This is a genomic window from Sulfuricurvum sp. (assembly GCF_028712165.1).
GTDB lineage: Bacteria > Campylobacterota > Campylobacteria > Campylobacterales > Sulfurimonadaceae > Sulfuricurvum.
Genome location: NZ_JAQTQR010000063.1, coordinates 1 through 16,257, shown reverse-complemented (window position 1 = coordinate 16,257; position 16,257 = coordinate 1). Strand labels below are relative to the sequence as shown.

Here is a 16,257-nt window from a genome sequence, read left to right as displayed (position 1 = left end):
TCCCAAGAGTATAAAAAGCTTGTATTGAATGCCGATGAAGATAAACATTTGATGGATATCATAAACGTTCAGATAGGACTAGCCAAAGAGATAGAAGTGATGGGAACGCCTACCGTTTTGGACAGTGATCTGAATAAAATGAACTGGCCAAGCCTTTAGAAATCGACTTATTAATAGTGCTAAAGAGCTTTAAATCGAGCGTAGAGAGCATTATGATCCGATATCCTTTGGACATCGACGGCACAGCTCTCTATCAATTGCACTCCCCGATAAAAAATATGATCCAGCTTATAGTTCATAAACGATTTAATCAAATGTCCGTGTCCAATCTCACAATTTTTGAGATGCAGACTTCCTGCCAATTTCATCAATAAAGTGATGCGCTGACGATTCCAGCAGTTAAAATCTCCCGTCACAATCATTGGTCCCCGATGATGTACTATCTTTTCAAAAATAGTTTCAATTTCTTTGTTGTATATCTTGGTCGCCCTAAAATTTATAGCATGTAAATTAACCAGTAAAAGCAGTTCTCCGGTATGCAGCGCATAAGTAGAAAATATCGCACTTTTATGAGTTCGAATCATACTTTCACGGTGAGATGACAGAAGCGAATATGTCTCCTTGTCCAAAATACGAGAACCGTTCAAAACGCCGTAACTGTGATGTAAAAGTTTGATATTAGGGGCAAATGAATAATGAAACGTCTCAAATAAAGAGACATCCTTTTGATTGATTTTGACCTCTTGCAGAGCGAGCAGATCAATATCATACCGTTCAAGCAGTTCATTGAAATAGAGATCAAATTTGTATCCGATATTCCGCTTGTGAACATTCCAGCATAACAGTCCAAATTCAGGCGGCAATGTTTGTTCTTGCTGAGATTCAAACGTATTTCGGATCATACCATGCGGCTTTAACATGCGAGATCTGCCTTTATAATTGGGGTGAAAATATTCGCATAAAATTTTCTAAAATCACTCTTTTTTTCGATCCTTTTTGCATTCCCGATGAAGAGTGTCTGATGAGATTGTTGACCCACTCATCCATTTGAGCAATAACCGGCTTTGAATAGACGAAACTGACAACTTCGTAGTTTAAAAAAAGACTTCGATTGTCAATATTAACCGATCCCAGCATAACGGCATAATCGTCTAGCAAAACAGCTTTGGTATGAAGCATATTGCCTTGATAAAGCAAAACCTCGAGCCCGTTTTCCTCAGCTTCGCGCATATAGCTGCTTCGACCTATATCCGTAATCCAATGATCCGATGTATAAGGTGCAATCAATTTAACATCAACCCCTTTGTGTTTGGCAATAATCAGTGCCCGCAGAATCGTTTCATCCGGAACGAAATAGGGAGTAACGATCCACACTCTTCGATACGCAGTATGGATTGCGCTTAACAATGATTCATACAAAGCGTCACTGCTCATATCCGGACCGGAGGGGACAACCTGTATTGCATTACGCTCACTACAGTTTATCACTCTTTTAACCGCTGTTTTCATCTCACCCGATGCATAAGCGAAATCAGCCAAAAAAATCTCTGAATACGAAAAAACGGCATCCCCTTCGAGACGGAAAATCATGTCTATCCACCGTTTTTTTATAGGCTTCGGGCCCATATACCGTTTTCCGAGATTCATTCCTCCTGCAAGAGCAACACGTTCGTCAAAAAGAAAGATTTTACGATGATTGCGCAGATTGATGTAATTTCGCAGCGGATGTTTTAAAATCGGCATGAAAAAAACCGCTTTCCCTCCCGCATTCTTGAGTGCCCGAAGCGGGCGCTGCCAGATATAAAGACCGTATGAACCGACCGCATCGATCAAGATCCTGATATCAACCCCTTCAGACGCTTTTTGCGTTAATGCTTCCAGAATCACTTTTGTCGTCGAATCATTGTGAAATATGTAAGTACTGATCCAGATAGATTCTTTTGCATTTCGAATCTCATTCAATAAAACATTATAGGCATCAACCCCGTCAAAATAGAGCTGAATATCATTGCATACAGTCGTACCGGCTATCTCATGACTTGCGAGGACGGTTTCGATCGGATTAAAAGCTACCGTATCGGTCTGATGCAGTTTATGAAGCACCAATTTACTTTTTTTACTTTTTTGCCGTACTTTTCGATTGCCAAAAATGAAATAGAGAATGAAAGCGGGAAAAGGAAACATGAGTATCACCATAAACCAGGCAAGAATCGTACTGTGATTCCTCCGTAAATAGAGCATGTGAAGCATTGTAACGATTTGTGCGAATGCTGTAAACACAATGTATAAAGATATATAGCCCATTTAACTGCCACCCGCATCTTGTTGTGTTTGATTATATCGTTCTGATAATTCCGGTACCATTAATGTACCCTATCTGCTGCATCAACAATTACCAGTATAATAACGCAATAGATATTTAAACGAATGACAGGGGATACAATGACAGCGAACCGTCTCTTTCTTGCCATTCCCGTCCGTGTTTATGAATATGGGCAGATCCAAAAAGATTTTTCTCCGTTTTTGGAAGGACGATGGCGTAAAAAAGAATCGCTCCATATCACGATTGCTTTTTTGGGACACCAATTTAATCCTGATGAAGTGATCGAAAAACTCTCATCCTTTAACTGGATGTTTGAGATATCTGAATTATCCCGCTTTGATTATTTCAGTAACAGCCGTGTCTTTGTGGCGACCACACAGAACCCAACCCTACAGTATCTTTACGACAAGCTTGCATTAGTACTTGGCTTGGAAACAACGAAACTCAATCCGCATGTGACGATGATGCGGGTTAAACACATTCAGGATGCGACCGCATTTTCAGCTAAATTAACATCAGAGCATGTACCGATTGGGGTGCTTGAGTCCAAAATCACCCTCTTCCAAAGCCATCTTTATCCTACCGGTGCAGAATACGAGGTTCTAAAAGAATGGATTCTGTGATGCCAGGCATTGACTATCACCTTGCCCTTCTTCTGATTTTTACCGTTTTGGGAACGCTTTTTTTTACATTCTTGTTTTTCAACGAATTTCGAAAAGAAAAAGCTTTGGAAAAGATCAGAACACTCCCTTTTAAAAAGGAGTATGAAACCTATCTTGATAAAACTCCCCATTATCGTAAACTCCATCCGGAAGATCAGCAAAAGATTCAGCGTTCCATCATCTACTTTATCCATACCAAAAAATTTATCGGAATCGGGCTGCAGGTAAGTGATGAAATGAAAATCATCATCGCTTTTTATGCCTGTTTGCTGCTGATCGGCAAAAATACGCCGTACTGTTACGACAAACTAAAAACCATCATCATCTATCCCCACGCCGTCATGATCAAACAAGTACGCTCATATGGAGGAATATACGCAAAAGAGCAGTTCATGATCGAAGGGCAATCGGCGGATGAGACAGTCGTCATCACATGGCATGAAGCAAAAAATGAGTCCTATCATATGCGCCATAACAACGTCATTCTCCATGAATTTGCCCATGAAATCGATTTTATGGACGGTCAGATCGACGGTGTCCCTCCTCTGGAACACTCGAAATATGACGGATGGGTTAAAACCCTCTACAAAGAGTTGGATCAATTAAATACCATCGTTCAAAAAAATCGCGATTGGGGAAAATACAAACTCTTAGATGGCTATGCCGCCACCAATGAAGCAGAATTTTTTGCAGTCGTTACCGAGCGATTTTTCGAATCTCCTGCCGCATTAAAACTTCATTTTCCCGATCTTTACGAAGAATATAAAGATTTTTATCAGATAGACACTGCAGAACTTTTTTTATAAAGAAACGCCATCTTGATTAACAGCAAAAATTATAATTTATTCATATCTAAACTAATTCTCCCTACAATACCCAAACCATTAATTTCAAAGTAAAAATTATTACCCATCTATAACCATAGGGACTATTTTTTGGCATCGCATAAAGGCTTTTTAAAGACGTTCAGCACTATCTCATTGCAACGTAAACTGCTATTGTTCGTGGTTATTGCACTTTCCTTAATTTTTACGTTTAGCGGTATGTTTATTTATAAACTGGTCAATGACACATTTATACAATCTGAAAAAAAACATATTGAAATTATTTCCGAAACACTTTCAACAAAAGTGGGCATATGGTATTTTATCAACAAAGATAATGAGCATCTGAATATGGATGAGTTCCTAAAAAAGATGCTTAACAACTACCATTTAGAAAACATAACCTTTAAAGACAATAACGGAAGTCTGATAGCCGAAGTCAAATCTGCTGAATACACTCCGGATGATCCGTACAATTTAAAATATGAAAAAGCCGTTTACAATCCGGAAGAAGTCAATTCAAATAAGAAATTTGGAACGCTTAAAATAGCCTATGCCCACCATATGCTTAAAGAGCTTTCTACAAAATATTACACCGTCGGAGTCATTCTCGTTCTATTGCTTACCTTGTATTTTTATCTCGAAATGCGTCTCTTAAAAGAGCTTCTTACCCCTTTACGGAAAATCGCTTCCGAAATCAAAGGCTATATGCCCGGTGATAAACTCGTTTTTGAATCGTTTAGCAAACATAAAGATGATGTTATCTCCGAGATTGTCAACGGATTTCTCCATATGCAGCACAACATTGATGAAGCAATGGAGAAAAAAGAGATCGAGAAAGAAAACAATAGAATTAAAGACGCTATTTTGATGAAGCAGTCACGATTTATCGAAATGGGAACCATGATCAACAACATAGCACATCAGTGGAAGCAACCGCTCAATATTATAGAACTTTGTATTACCGACTTAACGCTCAAAAGTATGATGGGAACGGTCGACCCGGAATATCAGGAAAAACTGTTTAAGGATATGCATAATCAAGTGGCATTCATGTCAAAAACCATTGATCTCTTTAAAAACTTTTTAGATGATGACCAAAATAAGAAAATGATGGAGGTGTTTACCCTTAAAAAAGCTATTACTGACACCATGCAGCTTCTTGGCAGTACATTAGAAAAGAAAAATGTATCCATAGCCTTTAATCTCGATGAAAAGGCATCCGCTTATGGTTCTATCAGTGAAATAGAACAAGTCCTTTTAATCATCATCAACAATGCGATAGATGCCCATAGTACTAAAATAACGATCGAATGCACAAAGGAAAAAGCGGGAAATCTTCTTAGAATATACGATAACGGCGGAGGGTTTTCTCCGGAAATAATCGACAAAGTGTTTGATGCTTATTTTACGACAAAACACCAATCTCAGGGAACGGGGTTAGGACTTTTTATCGCAAAAATGATTGTCGAAATAAAACTAAACGGCACGATAGAAGCACATAATTTTAACGATGGAGCTCTTTTTGTAATCAAACTCCCTTTCCCTCCAACATCCATCGCAAAAAAACACTAAAGTCCGAGAATCATCTTCTCCGACATGCATTAGGTTATAATGGTGAAAAATAACCAAGGTTTTCTCCCTATGTCCAAAAACCCGACACTTCTCCAACAATTTCGCTCTTTTTGTTTTCAAAACAACGCCACGGACATCGAACGCGCAATCGAATATTTCGCTGTATTCGGCGGGATGGGGTGGAATGTCGATATGTCCAAACCTCTGGAAGAACTAATCGAAGAGAAAATTTTGGCAAACTACCGATACATCCATGGCGACCTCACTAAAATCACCCAGAGCAATAAATCCTATCATGCGCTTCTCACCGCCCTCGCATCCGGGGATCGCAGGGAACATTCCGCATTCAGACGTGCAGATTTGAGTCGAAAAGAGGGAGAAGAATCGGCTGGATTTTTGATCAAAAACACTCTGCTGATCCGTCAAGAGTCCCAAGAAGAACCCTCAGATAAAAACGAAGAGGTTTCTGCACGGCTTGTCTTTACCGCTCCGTTCCTGCGCTTTTGGTTCTATGCTGTCTCTCCGTATTACAAAGGGATCAAAGAGGGTGATTTCACCGAAATGAAAGAGCACTGGGAGAATACCAAACAATCTTTTTTTGATCCGGTGTACGAAGGGCTCGTACTCGCTTTGGTGAAACAGAGTTTCAAAGAGGACTGGGTTGCTAAAATCGGATCTTACTGGGATAAGAGCACAGAGATCGAAATACTGGGACAAACCAAATCCGGCAAGGTTATAGCCGGATCATGCAAATACTCCAAAGCTAAAGCCAACAAAAGCGAACTTTCCAAACTTCAGGAGAAATGTGCCAAAGCCGCACTTCATCCTGACATGTTTGTCATTTTCTCCAAGAACGGATTTTCCAGCGAGTTTAAAAAAGAAAAAAGTGAGAGTTTGAAACTTTTAAGCCTCAAAAACCTCAAATCACTGTTGGATGATCTCAGCGAAAAAGACCTGCTCGTTAATACCAATAAAAAATACTAAATTTGTATTTGCCTATCTTTTCATCACAAAATGAAAAGATACTCCCAATATACCCGCTATAATCGTTTTACCTGCTTCGTTTAATCGGATCCTCTCCTGGAACTTTTTACTCCCATAGTGGGTAAAAGGATCCTTATGCCACATTATCATCTCAAATCTCTTGGACGAGATGCCTATATTGCATCCATTGCTACACTCACAGACCATGAAAGCATACGATTTGCCGATCAATCTTTAGCATGGTGGGACCGCCATTTCAGTTGGAATGCGCAAGGTTGTGCGGTACTGTGCGACGAGAATAATGAGCATCTATGTTATCTGTTCTCAAAAATCGATCGTTACAGCGAATATCTCACCATCTACAACCTTTTTACCCCTCTAATAGAACAGCGCAAAGGGTATGCCACACAAATACTTCGTCTGATCCTCGCTCAAGCGGTTGAAAAACATGTCAAGAGAATCACATTTTCTTCGGTATCGGCTTCGCTCGATTTTTATCAACTGCTGGGATTTATCTATTGGGGAGTCAACGATATCGGCGACTTTTATTGCAATTTACCACTCCCAAAAGAGGGGTTGGACGGCATAATAAAAATGGTGCAGGATTCAGATATCCAGACACTGATCGGTCAAAATATGGATAAGATCCATACCAAAGTCAATGCCAACGAACTCAAATTTACCCCTAAACAGTTACTGATTTTTGAGAAGGATATTCTGAAACTAGGCAAAAGTTATGTTCGAAAAGAACTGAAAGTCCTGAAGGAATCATCATAATCTCCAAGCATTAATGCTGTAGAATTTCAAAAAAAACAAAAGGATCACCATGGCATGGGCAACTGCACGACATATTTTAGTAAATTCAGAAGCTGAGTGTAATGCTCTCAAAGCCGAGATTGAAAACGGAGCCTCTTTCGCAGAAGTAGCGGCAGACAATTCACTCTGCCCATCAGGCCGTAAAGGGGGAGATTTGGGACGATTCAGCCCGGGTCAAATGGTAAAAGAGTTTGATACAGCCGTATTTAACGGAGATGTCGGCGTGCTTTACGGTCCTATCAAAACCCAATTCGGCTACCATCTTTTAGAAGTAACGAGCAGAGGATAATTTCCTTTTACTCTCATAAAAATGCAGAGAGGGGCAGCCCCTCTCTTTTTAGAAACGGTATTCGAGTGAGCCCATTGAACCGGCAAAAATGACGGTTTTTTTACTTTCTGCATTCGTATAATACATATCTGCTTCCTGTGCCATCGGTGCATTTGTCCACATAGATGCAAATACGCCTAACCCAAGTGAAACATTTGGAGTGAAATCATACATCCATTTCAATTTGACTTCTGTTACAGGAATAACTTCAGTCGTCTTGTGTGAGGTATCATATAGATAACTGTATCCCCCGCCACTCTCATACACATACTCCCGAGCCGTCATCGACTGGTAATTAACATCACCGTAAACAAATGACTGAGTCACTGTTCCGATAACTCTTTGTTTTTCCCAATGAAAATGACCTTGAATTCCCAACATCGGACCAATCAATAAATCTGAATCAGCTTTTTTATTCCAATCGTACGTATAGGTGTTAAAATTAGCGTCATCATAACTCATATGATCTACACGCTGATTTTGCAACTTTGCAAACTTGAGACCAAATGTCAAATTAAATGTTTTGTCCTGATCGCCCATAATCGTTTTAATTCCGTACACATCCGATGTCCAAACTTTGATTTTATTACTGGTACTCCAGTTAATAGTAGTTGCCTGATTGTCCGAACTCCATGAATTGTCTCCAAGACGGATTCCAACATAGCTATTGTCACCACTTACTGGATCTGTAATACTACCTATCTGACTTCCATCGCTGCTAAGTCCCCAGTAATTGACACCAAGACCCCATTCACCTTTTTTATATTCGACTTCACCGCGTAACGTCAATTTTCCGTCTGGTTTTGCGATAATAGGATTACCAGAATACTGATAATAATAGCCTGATGCACCACTATAATCATAGGTATAAACATCTCCGGCATGAACATCATCTCCGAATACGGCCATATACATTGGGTCAACACTAATGCTTAAACCTTTCAGATCAGCCGCCATACCACTTGTACTTGTCGCAGCGACAAATGCCGCAGCAATAAGACTATGTTTTAACAGTTTCATCAATTCTCCTTTAGGTATCGATACGATTTTATTCATCGATACTCTATTTAGTATAACACCAAATATAATATAAATCTATAAAAAAACAAAATATCTGTCACTTTTTATATAGATACCTGAGTAATACCGTAAACATTAAAAAAACCTTTATAAAATTATTTTGTTTATTAATAATTGTTTCGTTACCATATATGCTATATCCACAAAAAGGGAGAAGATGATACGACTTTTAAATTTTGTAGGTATCGATGACAGTGACACGGTCGTAGTCAGCTATAACGACGGGTTTTTAAAAAGCTGCCGATATACAGTAGAAGGGAACAATTCATTTTTAGAGGGAATATCTCCCAAAAACATTGATATATTAACCTTTCACATCGGCGGGATCGAACAAAAAGGCAACATTTCTCTAAGCGGCAGACCGGATGTCATTTTTAACAGTATATGCAATCCCGAAAGCAATACAAAAAGCCTTGCACTTTTGATCGATTGGCTCAAAGAAAACGATGTTCCGCTCATCAATCATCCGGAACAAATTTTACTGACAAAGCGTGATTTAATCTACAAGAGCCTAGTGGACATCCCCGATATCGTTATGCCCAAAACACTTCGACTTAATCCTTCTTCACTCGCAGAGATTAAAAAAGTACTGGAAGAAGAACACTTTTCCTATCCGATACTTTTCCGTCCCGCAAATGAGCACGGAGGCAGCGGATTGATTCGGATCGATAGATATGAAGAGTTAGGTTTACTGGAACGCTATGCTTTTGATGGCAGAGATTATTTTATTACCGAATTTGTTGATTTTGTCTCTGAAGACGGGCTATACCGAAAATCCCGCTATTTTGTGATCGACGGGAAAGTATATCCCCGACACCGTATCGTTTCAACCCAATGGAAAATCCATGCCGAAACACGAAGCGAACTCATGAATGAGAGCACTCTTTTTCAAAACGAAGAAAAAAAGTTTTTGAGCCGTTTAGATCCGGAGATTGAAAAAAAATGTCTAAATATTGCACAGAGAGTCAATCTTGATTGCTTCGGTATAGACTGTCATCATGAAACATCCGGCAAAATGACAATTTTTGAGGTCAATGCATGTATGCGCCCCTACGCCGCTCACGCTCAAAACTATCTTAATAAAGCGACCTCTTCGATCAAACAAGCGATTGAAGCAATGGTGATAAAAAGGAGTACAAATGGGTAAAACATACAGAGATATTTTCAATCAGCGCGGCAATCTCTACAATCAGGCGATGGCACAATACCCAGGTGCACGCGATGAAGAGTTCACCCCTTTGTTGAAACTTTTACAGATTCAAGCCTCAGATGTTGTCGCCGATATCCCATCCGGAGGATGTTATCTAAAACCGTATCTCCCAACAGGGACACTTATCTATTCCGTTGACCCATCCGAGGGATTTTTAGCCGATGGCGTCAGCAATGAACATGTCATCAACGCAGAAATCGATCAAATTCCTTTAACGGATGGATCAGTAGATAAAGTCTATTCATTGTCCGGTATACACCATCTTGTTGATAAAAAACCGTTTTTCCGTGAAATGTACCGCCTCTTAAAACCGGGAGGCCTTTTCGGATTATCCGATGTTGCAAAAGATTCCATTGTTGATCCTTTTCTCAACCGCTTTGTAGATGAACACAATACACAAGGCCATGTCGGAATTTTTTTGGATGCATCGACACTCACCGATCTTGAGGCATGCGGATTTGAGATTATTTCCAGTGAATTAGTCCCTTATACCTGGAATTTTGACGACCGAAAAGGTATGGTACATTTTTGTCGATTGCTATTTGGTCTTAATATAGGCTCCGATGAGGAAATTGAGAGAGGAATCGAACACTATCTCGGCAGTGAATCTAAAAATGGAAAAATTGCTATGCATTGGGAATTGCTTTGTATTCTTGCCAAAAAACCGGAGACTAAGCCGCTATAATGGCATATGCGAAACACTTCTGAGCATTTATATGATGTAATCGTCGTCGGTGCCGGTGCGGCAGGCATCATGGCCGCCATTACTGCCGCACGACGCGGATATCGCGTATTACTTCTCGAAAAGCTCTCCAAAATAGCCGCAAAACTCAAAGCGACCGGCGGCGGACGATGCAATCTCACCAATACCCTCTCCAACGAAGACTTTATGGCACGATTCGGACGCGACGGACGATTTATGACCCCTGCCCTCACTGCGATGGATCATCGTGCTCTGATCGCTTTTTTTGCCGAAATCGGTGTTGAGAGCCATGCACCTGACGGTTATCGTGTTTTTCCGATCTCACACAGTTCGGTGAGTATCATCACCGCTTTGGAAGAGGAGATGGCACGATTAGGGATTACCCTTATCACTTCAGTGCGTGCTGAAAATCTGGAACATAACGGCGAACGTATGAACGGCGTCAGTAGCGACACACAAACTTACAACGCACCTCACGTTATCATCGCAACAGGAGGATTGGGATATCCGCAGCTCGGAGCTGAGGGGGACGGATTCAAACTCGCCTCTGAAGCGGGTCACAAAATCACCGATCTCTACCCTGCCATGATGCCGCTCAAAACCAAGGAAGTGTGGGGAGAATCTTGCCGAGCCGATACGATTGCCAAGGTCGAAATTAAAATCGATCTTCCCAAAGCAAAAAATATCCGTGCCAAAGGTGACCTCATCTTTACTTCGAACGGTATTCGCGGACCGGTCGTACTCGATATTGCCCGTGAAATCAACCCTTTTCTCTCCAAACACGGTGAAGTTCCCATCCTCATTAATATGACAAAAGGGCTCAATGAAGAGCAAATCCGAACGCATATCAAAAAAGAGATCGATAGAAATCCCGAACAGCCCATATTAACCCATATGATGACCCTCCTTCCCGAATCGGTATGCAGGGCGCTGTGTAACCTGGCTGAAGCTGACCCGGACAAAGGATTTAACCGTCTTGAGGGAATTCAGAGAGACCGGCTCATCAAGCTCCTCGCATGGACTCCGCTCACCGTGACGGGTCATGACGGATTTAAAATGGCAATGATCACCCGAGGGGGAGTATCGCTCAAAGAGATACGCCCTGAGAGCATGGAAAGTAAAATTATCAAAGGGCTTTATTTTTGCGGTGAAGTCATGGATCTAGACGGGCCGTGCGGCGGCTACAACCTGCAATGGTCATTTGCCAGTGGGTATGTAGCGGGGCATTTGGGAAATGCACCCATATTATAAAAATCAAGGAAATATTCAAAAAAACTAATTTAGATTCAAGCCGTTAATTTTGAAAAATACGCATCAGGCAAAATCGGTTTATAAAAATAAAAACCTTGGATATAATCGGCACCTATGCTTTTTACAATTTCAAATTGGGTAAATCGTTCAACTCCTTCAACTATCACTTCTGCACCAATGGCGTTTGCGAGAGTAACAACTGTTTTTAATATCTCGATATCTTTTCTATCCTCTTCTATGTTGTCAATAAAACTTTTATCAATTTTAAGATAATCAATAGAAAAATGTTTTAAATAAGCCAAAGACGAAAAGCCTGTCCCAAAATCATCTATCGCTATTTTAAATCCTAAAGCTCTTATAGCGCTTAAATGTTCAGTTGTCCTCTCCATATCAACCATCATAGCACTTTCAGTGATTTCTATAACAATATAATTTTTAATCCAAGGCTTGACCTCTAAAATATCTTCCAACATGGTTATAAAATTTGAATCACTAAATTGCTCGGCAGAAAAGTTCACATCTAAAAAGAAATTTTCATTCACAAACTCATGCTCTTCTAACATTTTTATTGCTTTATTCAAAACATAGATGTCAAATTTTTTAGACATCCCAAGTGATTGCGTCAATGGTATAAACGTTGAAGGATAGACCTCATTAAAATTGAGATTTAACCACCGTGATAACACCTCGCCACCCACAATTTTTTCACTTTTTACACAAACAATAGGTTGAATTCTCAAATAAATCTCATCATTATCGATAGCATGTACCAATTCAGCTTTTAATGTTTTATTATTTAAATCTTTTTCTGCTACCTTATCCGATAAAACAATCTGTTCACCCGATAAACTTTGTTTTGCCTGATACATAGCCATATCAGCTTTTTCGATTAACTCGGAAGCTTTTTTAGAATCATGTGGAGCAAATGAAATCCCGATACTCCCCGAAATAAAATCTATAACTTGTTCATCCACTACATAAGGTTTAGACAGGGCATCTTGAATTTTTTGGGCGATTTCATAAGCACTCTCTTTTGTGATCCGTTCAAGCATAATAATAAATTCATCTCCGCCGTACCTTCCAACAAGATCATTCGATCTTAATGTTTTTTTCATACGGTTTGCTGCACTTGATAATACAAAATCTCCGTATTGATGCCCGTAGGTATCGTTAACTTGTTTGAATTTATTCAAATCTATAAAGAGTATCGCCACTTGATTCTGTGGAGAGGAAAGTTCACATTTTATGTCAATGAGATGTAATATCGATTCCCTGTTTTGTACACCTGTCAAGATATCCTTATTTTTTGTCGAAGTATTCACAACTTTTAGTTTTGTTATTTCCGTTTCATCTTTTAAGATTCCAATATAATTTTTTATCTCGTCATAGCTGTCTTTTATCGGAATAATAGTTGCCAATGCATTAATAATTTCACCGCTTTTTTTTCTATCGATGATATTTCCTTGATAATAGCCCTTATTTTGCATCTCTATAAAGAGATTTTTATAAAAATTTTCATCATGTCTTCCAGAACTTAATAGCGTAGGAAATCTCCCTAATACTTCTTGAAGTTCATACCCTGTAATCTTGGTAAAAGCGTTATTCGCTTCAATAATTTTTTGCTCATTATCGGTCACTATCACAGAATCACTGACATGGGCTAAAATAGCATCATATTTTTGTTTCAATTCCGTATATTTATCTCTGAAACTGCTTGGTAAAATCATTATAAAACAATATTGAAATGTTTTATTATCAATACTTCTACCTATGAGTGTACTTTCTCCGATATATCTTAACAATAGATCCGATTGAGCATACTCTGCTTCTTTTAGCTGTTTTGTAAATTCAATAAAAGATTTTTTTGAGTTATTCTCCAAATACTCATACATAGACTCTTGTTCAACTGGATTGAATCGAAGTTTATGAAATGCCATGTCATTAGCTAAGACTACGGTAAAACTATCATCCATCACGATTGCAGGATAGGGGAACTGCTGCAACCAATCGGCAAAAAAACGTTTCACGTTAGGGATCAATCTAAGTACCTTTTTGGAATAGTTATCTCACAGGTATCCATTGTAATTTTGATACTGGCATGGTACACATCATTTAAAAGGGAATTTAAAACATTAAACGTATCGTTTACGGTTTTAGCATGACCGGAAAATATTTCCTGATTTGATTGAAATTTCAACAACTCTTGACAAAGAGATTCCCCGCCGCTAAACCCAATAGTAATCACTCCAGCGCTTTCTTGAAGCATTGCTTTGAGCAATACGTTCTTCAATCCGGCTTCTTGCGCTACGCTGTTAAAGAGGGTAGTTAACAGCATCACCATTTGCGGGATATGAGCGCTTTTATATTTTATCTCTATATTTTGTTGTCCAAAAATTTGCATTTTTATTTTTGAACTGTAATCGTGTTCTAAAAAGTGCGAGATTTTTTCAAATATTGCATAAAGATTTACCGTTTTCTTTGGGTTATTTCCAAAAAAGAGTTTAACCAGCTCAATATTTGAAAGCAATTCATCTTTATCTTGCTTAAAGAGTGTTAAATATTTAAATTGTGTTTTTTCATCAAATCCGGCACTCTCGATAACAGCAGAATAATTTTGATAAATTTTATTCAGAGGTTTTTTCATCTCCTCACAAATCTGTTTCATAAAGACGTCATTGCCAAATATGGTATTAAATTGATGAATTATTTTTGAACTGCTGAGATTATGTTTAATCTCTTCATTAAGATCATCTCTCAATTTTTGTCTTGAGAGGACAAGAGGGGTTATATCGGTAAGTGTTATGACATACGTTTGTTCATCCGTACTCAATTCACTTGCCATAATATGAAAGGTATGTATTTCACCCTCTTTTTTTATTTCGACTTTCATATCATGTCTATCAGACATTAATAATTTATCGAGCCAACGTACTCCATCCTTATCATCGTACAAATAATCTTCTTGGGTGTTTTTTTCAAAAAAGTCACAGATGCAGTTATGTTGTTTCTGAAAATTTTCAAATGTTTCAAACTGAGAGAAAAATTTGCAAAACTGTTTATTAACAGAAAGTATCTTTTCCCTATTGGTTACGATAACGATATTATTTTCCGTATCCAAAACCTCTTTTGTAAACTTATACTGTGAATCCAGTTCTTCTTTGAGTTTGGAGAGTTCTACTGTTTTGTCTTGAAGATAATTTTTTTGTAAATTTTGCTTTTCATAGAGAGCTCTTATTTCCGAATATGCTGTTTGCAGTTCCTCGTTTGTGGATTGCAGCTCTTCGTTTGTCGTTTCCAGCTCTTCATTCGATGCTTGCAATTCCTCGTTTGACGCTTGCAGTTCTTCGTTTGAAGATTGCAGCTCTTCATTGGATGTTTCCAACTCTTCTACCACTGTTTGAAGATGTTCACGCGTTGCTATGAGATCTTGCTCCAGTTGAAGGATGTAAGCATTCTCACTCTCAATAGGTTTTTTAACGATCGTCTCTTCTTTTAATGGAGCATTTTCAAAGCAAAGTAAAAAATATAGATACTTTCCGGCATACCCCTCAAGCGGAGTCAGTTTTATAGTAATCAATTCCTGATTAACAACCTGTTCTGTCCTTTTTGGAAAAGTTATATCACTATCACCTTTATTGGCTTTATAAACCAGTGAACGTACCTCCAAAGATATTTTTTCAGGTAACATTTTTAAAATATTGTTGTGTACTTCTCCACTGGGAAACTTCAGTATGTCATTCATATTCCCTTTAATATAGTGAACATTGAAATCGTTATCGATAACGACGCATTTATCTTCATAGTATTCAAATAAGGTATTTTTAATCGATTCTTCAATCGTACTGACTCTCTTTTTTGTTTGAATAGCGGCTGTTGGCTTAATATATTTGCCGCTATGAAGCATCTGCGGGTATAAAAGTTTTCGTGATTCGGTTGTTGTTCGTGCTTGAAATATCTTCGCCTTAGGATCGATGGTTGCAAATAAATCGGTATGCACCCCAACCGATTCCGATTTTCCAAGAAACAACAACCCGTGTTGCTTAAGTGCATAGGCAAAAGTGGTAAATATCTTTTTTTGCAATTCTGTTTCAAAATAGATAAGCATATTTCGGCATGTGACCAAATCAACATTTACAAAAGGGGGGTCCATCGTAATATCGTGTCGTGAAAATATGACCTTCTCTTTTAATTGGGGTTTCACTTCGAATTCGTTCCCTTTTTGGATAAAATATCTCTTTAGTCTCTCAGGAGAGATATTTGAAACAGTGACTTCCGGAAACACTCCAGCACGTGCTTGTTTGACCGCATCCTCGTCGACATCCGTCGCAAAAATTTTAACGTGTTTGCTTCGATCGAAATTTAGAATTTCATCCAAGATAATAGCAATCGTATAGGCCTCTTCACCGGTTGAACATGCTGAAATCCATATACGAAGCTGATCCTCATCTTTGTGATCTTGTACGTACAGTTGTAATTGTTTCTTAAGTTCTTCAAATGCGTC

At 38.8% G+C, this 16,257-nt stretch carries 14 protein-coding genes; 9 read left to right on the top strand and 5 right to left on the bottom strand.

Going from position 1 to position 16,257, the window contains the following annotated elements:
* Nucleotides 1-179: 179 nt before the first annotated feature.
* On the bottom strand, nt 180-920 hold the full coding sequence (locus tag PHP90_RS10920) for an endonuclease/exonuclease/phosphatase family protein (RefSeq protein WP_299929605.1): 741 nt from the start codon (nt 918-920) through the stop codon (nt 180-182).
* A gap of 13 nt (nt 921-933) precedes the next feature.
* Nucleotides 934-2,250 carry a phospholipase D-like domain-containing protein gene (locus PHP90_RS10915; protein WP_299929608.1) on the bottom strand — a complete coding sequence of 439 codons (1,317 nt, stop codon included), beginning with the start codon at nt 2,248-2,250 and terminating at the stop codon, nt 934-936.
* Nucleotides 2,251-2,442: 192 nt separating this feature from the next.
* Here PHP90_RS10915 and PHP90_RS10910 point away from each other — a divergent pair, with 192 nt between their 5' ends.
* The 6 genes from PHP90_RS10910 to PHP90_RS10885 all read left to right on the top strand — a co-directional run bounded on the left by PHP90_RS10910 (nt 2,443) and on the right by PHP90_RS10885 (nt 7,473).
* Nucleotides 2,443-2,946, top strand: a complete 504-nt coding sequence (locus PHP90_RS10910) for a 2'-5' RNA ligase family protein (RefSeq protein WP_299929603.1) — start codon at nt 2,443-2,445, stop codon at nt 2,944-2,946.
* A complete protein-coding gene (locus PHP90_RS10905) occupies nt 2,934-3,791 on the top strand; it encodes a M90 family metallopeptidase (protein WP_299929601.1) in 858 nt (285 codons plus the stop codon). Before PHP90_RS10910 ends, PHP90_RS10905 begins: the two co-directional genes overlap by 13 nt.
* 129 nt (nt 3,792-3,920) lie before the next feature.
* The gene (locus PHP90_RS10900; protein WP_299929598.1) at nt 3,921-5,384 is read left to right on the top strand and encodes a HAMP domain-containing sensor histidine kinase; all 1,464 of its coding nucleotides are present in this window, start codon (nt 3,921-3,923) and stop codon (nt 5,382-5,384) included.
* 69 nt (nt 5,385-5,453) lie between these two features.
* Nucleotides 5,454-6,368 carry a DUF234 domain-containing protein gene (locus PHP90_RS10895; protein ID WP_299929595.1) on the top strand — a complete coding sequence of 305 codons (915 nt, stop codon included), beginning with the start codon at nt 5,454-5,456 and terminating at the stop codon, nt 6,366-6,368.
* Nucleotides 6,369-6,503: 135 nt separating this feature from the next.
* Complete coding sequence (locus PHP90_RS10890; protein WP_299929590.1) at nt 6,504-7,145, top strand: GNAT family N-acetyltransferase; 642 nt, start codon at nt 6,504-6,506, stop codon at nt 7,143-7,145.
* Between the two features lie 49 nt (nt 7,146-7,194).
* Entirely contained in the window at nt 7,195-7,473 is a 279-nt protein-coding gene (locus PHP90_RS10885; RefSeq protein WP_299929587.1) for a peptidylprolyl isomerase, read from the top strand.
* Between the two features lie 48 nt (nt 7,474-7,521).
* Here the strand turns inward: PHP90_RS10885 and PHP90_RS10880 are convergent, their stop codons facing one another.
* Nucleotides 7,522-8,568 carry a hypothetical protein gene (locus PHP90_RS10880; RefSeq protein ID WP_299929584.1) on the bottom strand — a complete coding sequence of 349 codons (1,047 nt, stop codon included), beginning with the start codon at nt 8,566-8,568 and terminating at the stop codon, nt 7,522-7,524.
* 181 nt (nt 8,569-8,749) lie between these two features.
* Here PHP90_RS10880 and PHP90_RS10875 point away from each other — a divergent pair, with 181 nt between their 5' ends.
* Genes PHP90_RS10875 through PHP90_RS10865 form a run of 3 tightly spaced genes read left to right on the top strand, consistent with a single transcriptional unit; the run spans nt 8,750 to nt 11,756 of the window.
* Nucleotides 8,750-9,739, top strand: coding sequence for a hypothetical protein (locus PHP90_RS10875; RefSeq protein ID WP_299929581.1), 990 nt, complete (start codon nt 8,750-8,752; stop codon nt 9,737-9,739).
* On the top strand, nt 9,732-10,487 hold the full coding sequence (locus tag PHP90_RS10870) for a class I SAM-dependent methyltransferase (RefSeq protein WP_299929579.1): 756 nt from the start codon (nt 9,732-9,734) through the stop codon (nt 10,485-10,487). Before PHP90_RS10875 ends, PHP90_RS10870 begins: the two co-directional genes overlap by 8 nt.
* 6 nt (nt 10,488-10,493) lie before the next feature.
* Entirely contained in the window at nt 10,494-11,756 is a 1,263-nt protein-coding gene (locus tag PHP90_RS10865; protein ID WP_299929576.1) for an NAD(P)/FAD-dependent oxidoreductase, read from the top strand.
* Nucleotides 11,757-11,791: 35 nt separating this feature from the next.
* Here the strand turns inward: PHP90_RS10865 and PHP90_RS10860 are convergent, their stop codons facing one another.
* Nucleotides 11,792-13,795: an EAL domain-containing protein gene (locus PHP90_RS10860; RefSeq protein ID WP_299929573.1), complete on the bottom strand. Its 2,004-nt coding sequence runs from the start codon at nt 13,793-13,795 to the stop codon at nt 11,792-11,794.
* On the bottom strand, nt 13,792-16,257 hold a 2,466-nt coding region (locus PHP90_RS10855), incomplete at its 5' end, for a CheR family methyltransferase (protein WP_299929570.1). The genes PHP90_RS10855 and PHP90_RS10860, both read right to left, overlap by 4 nt.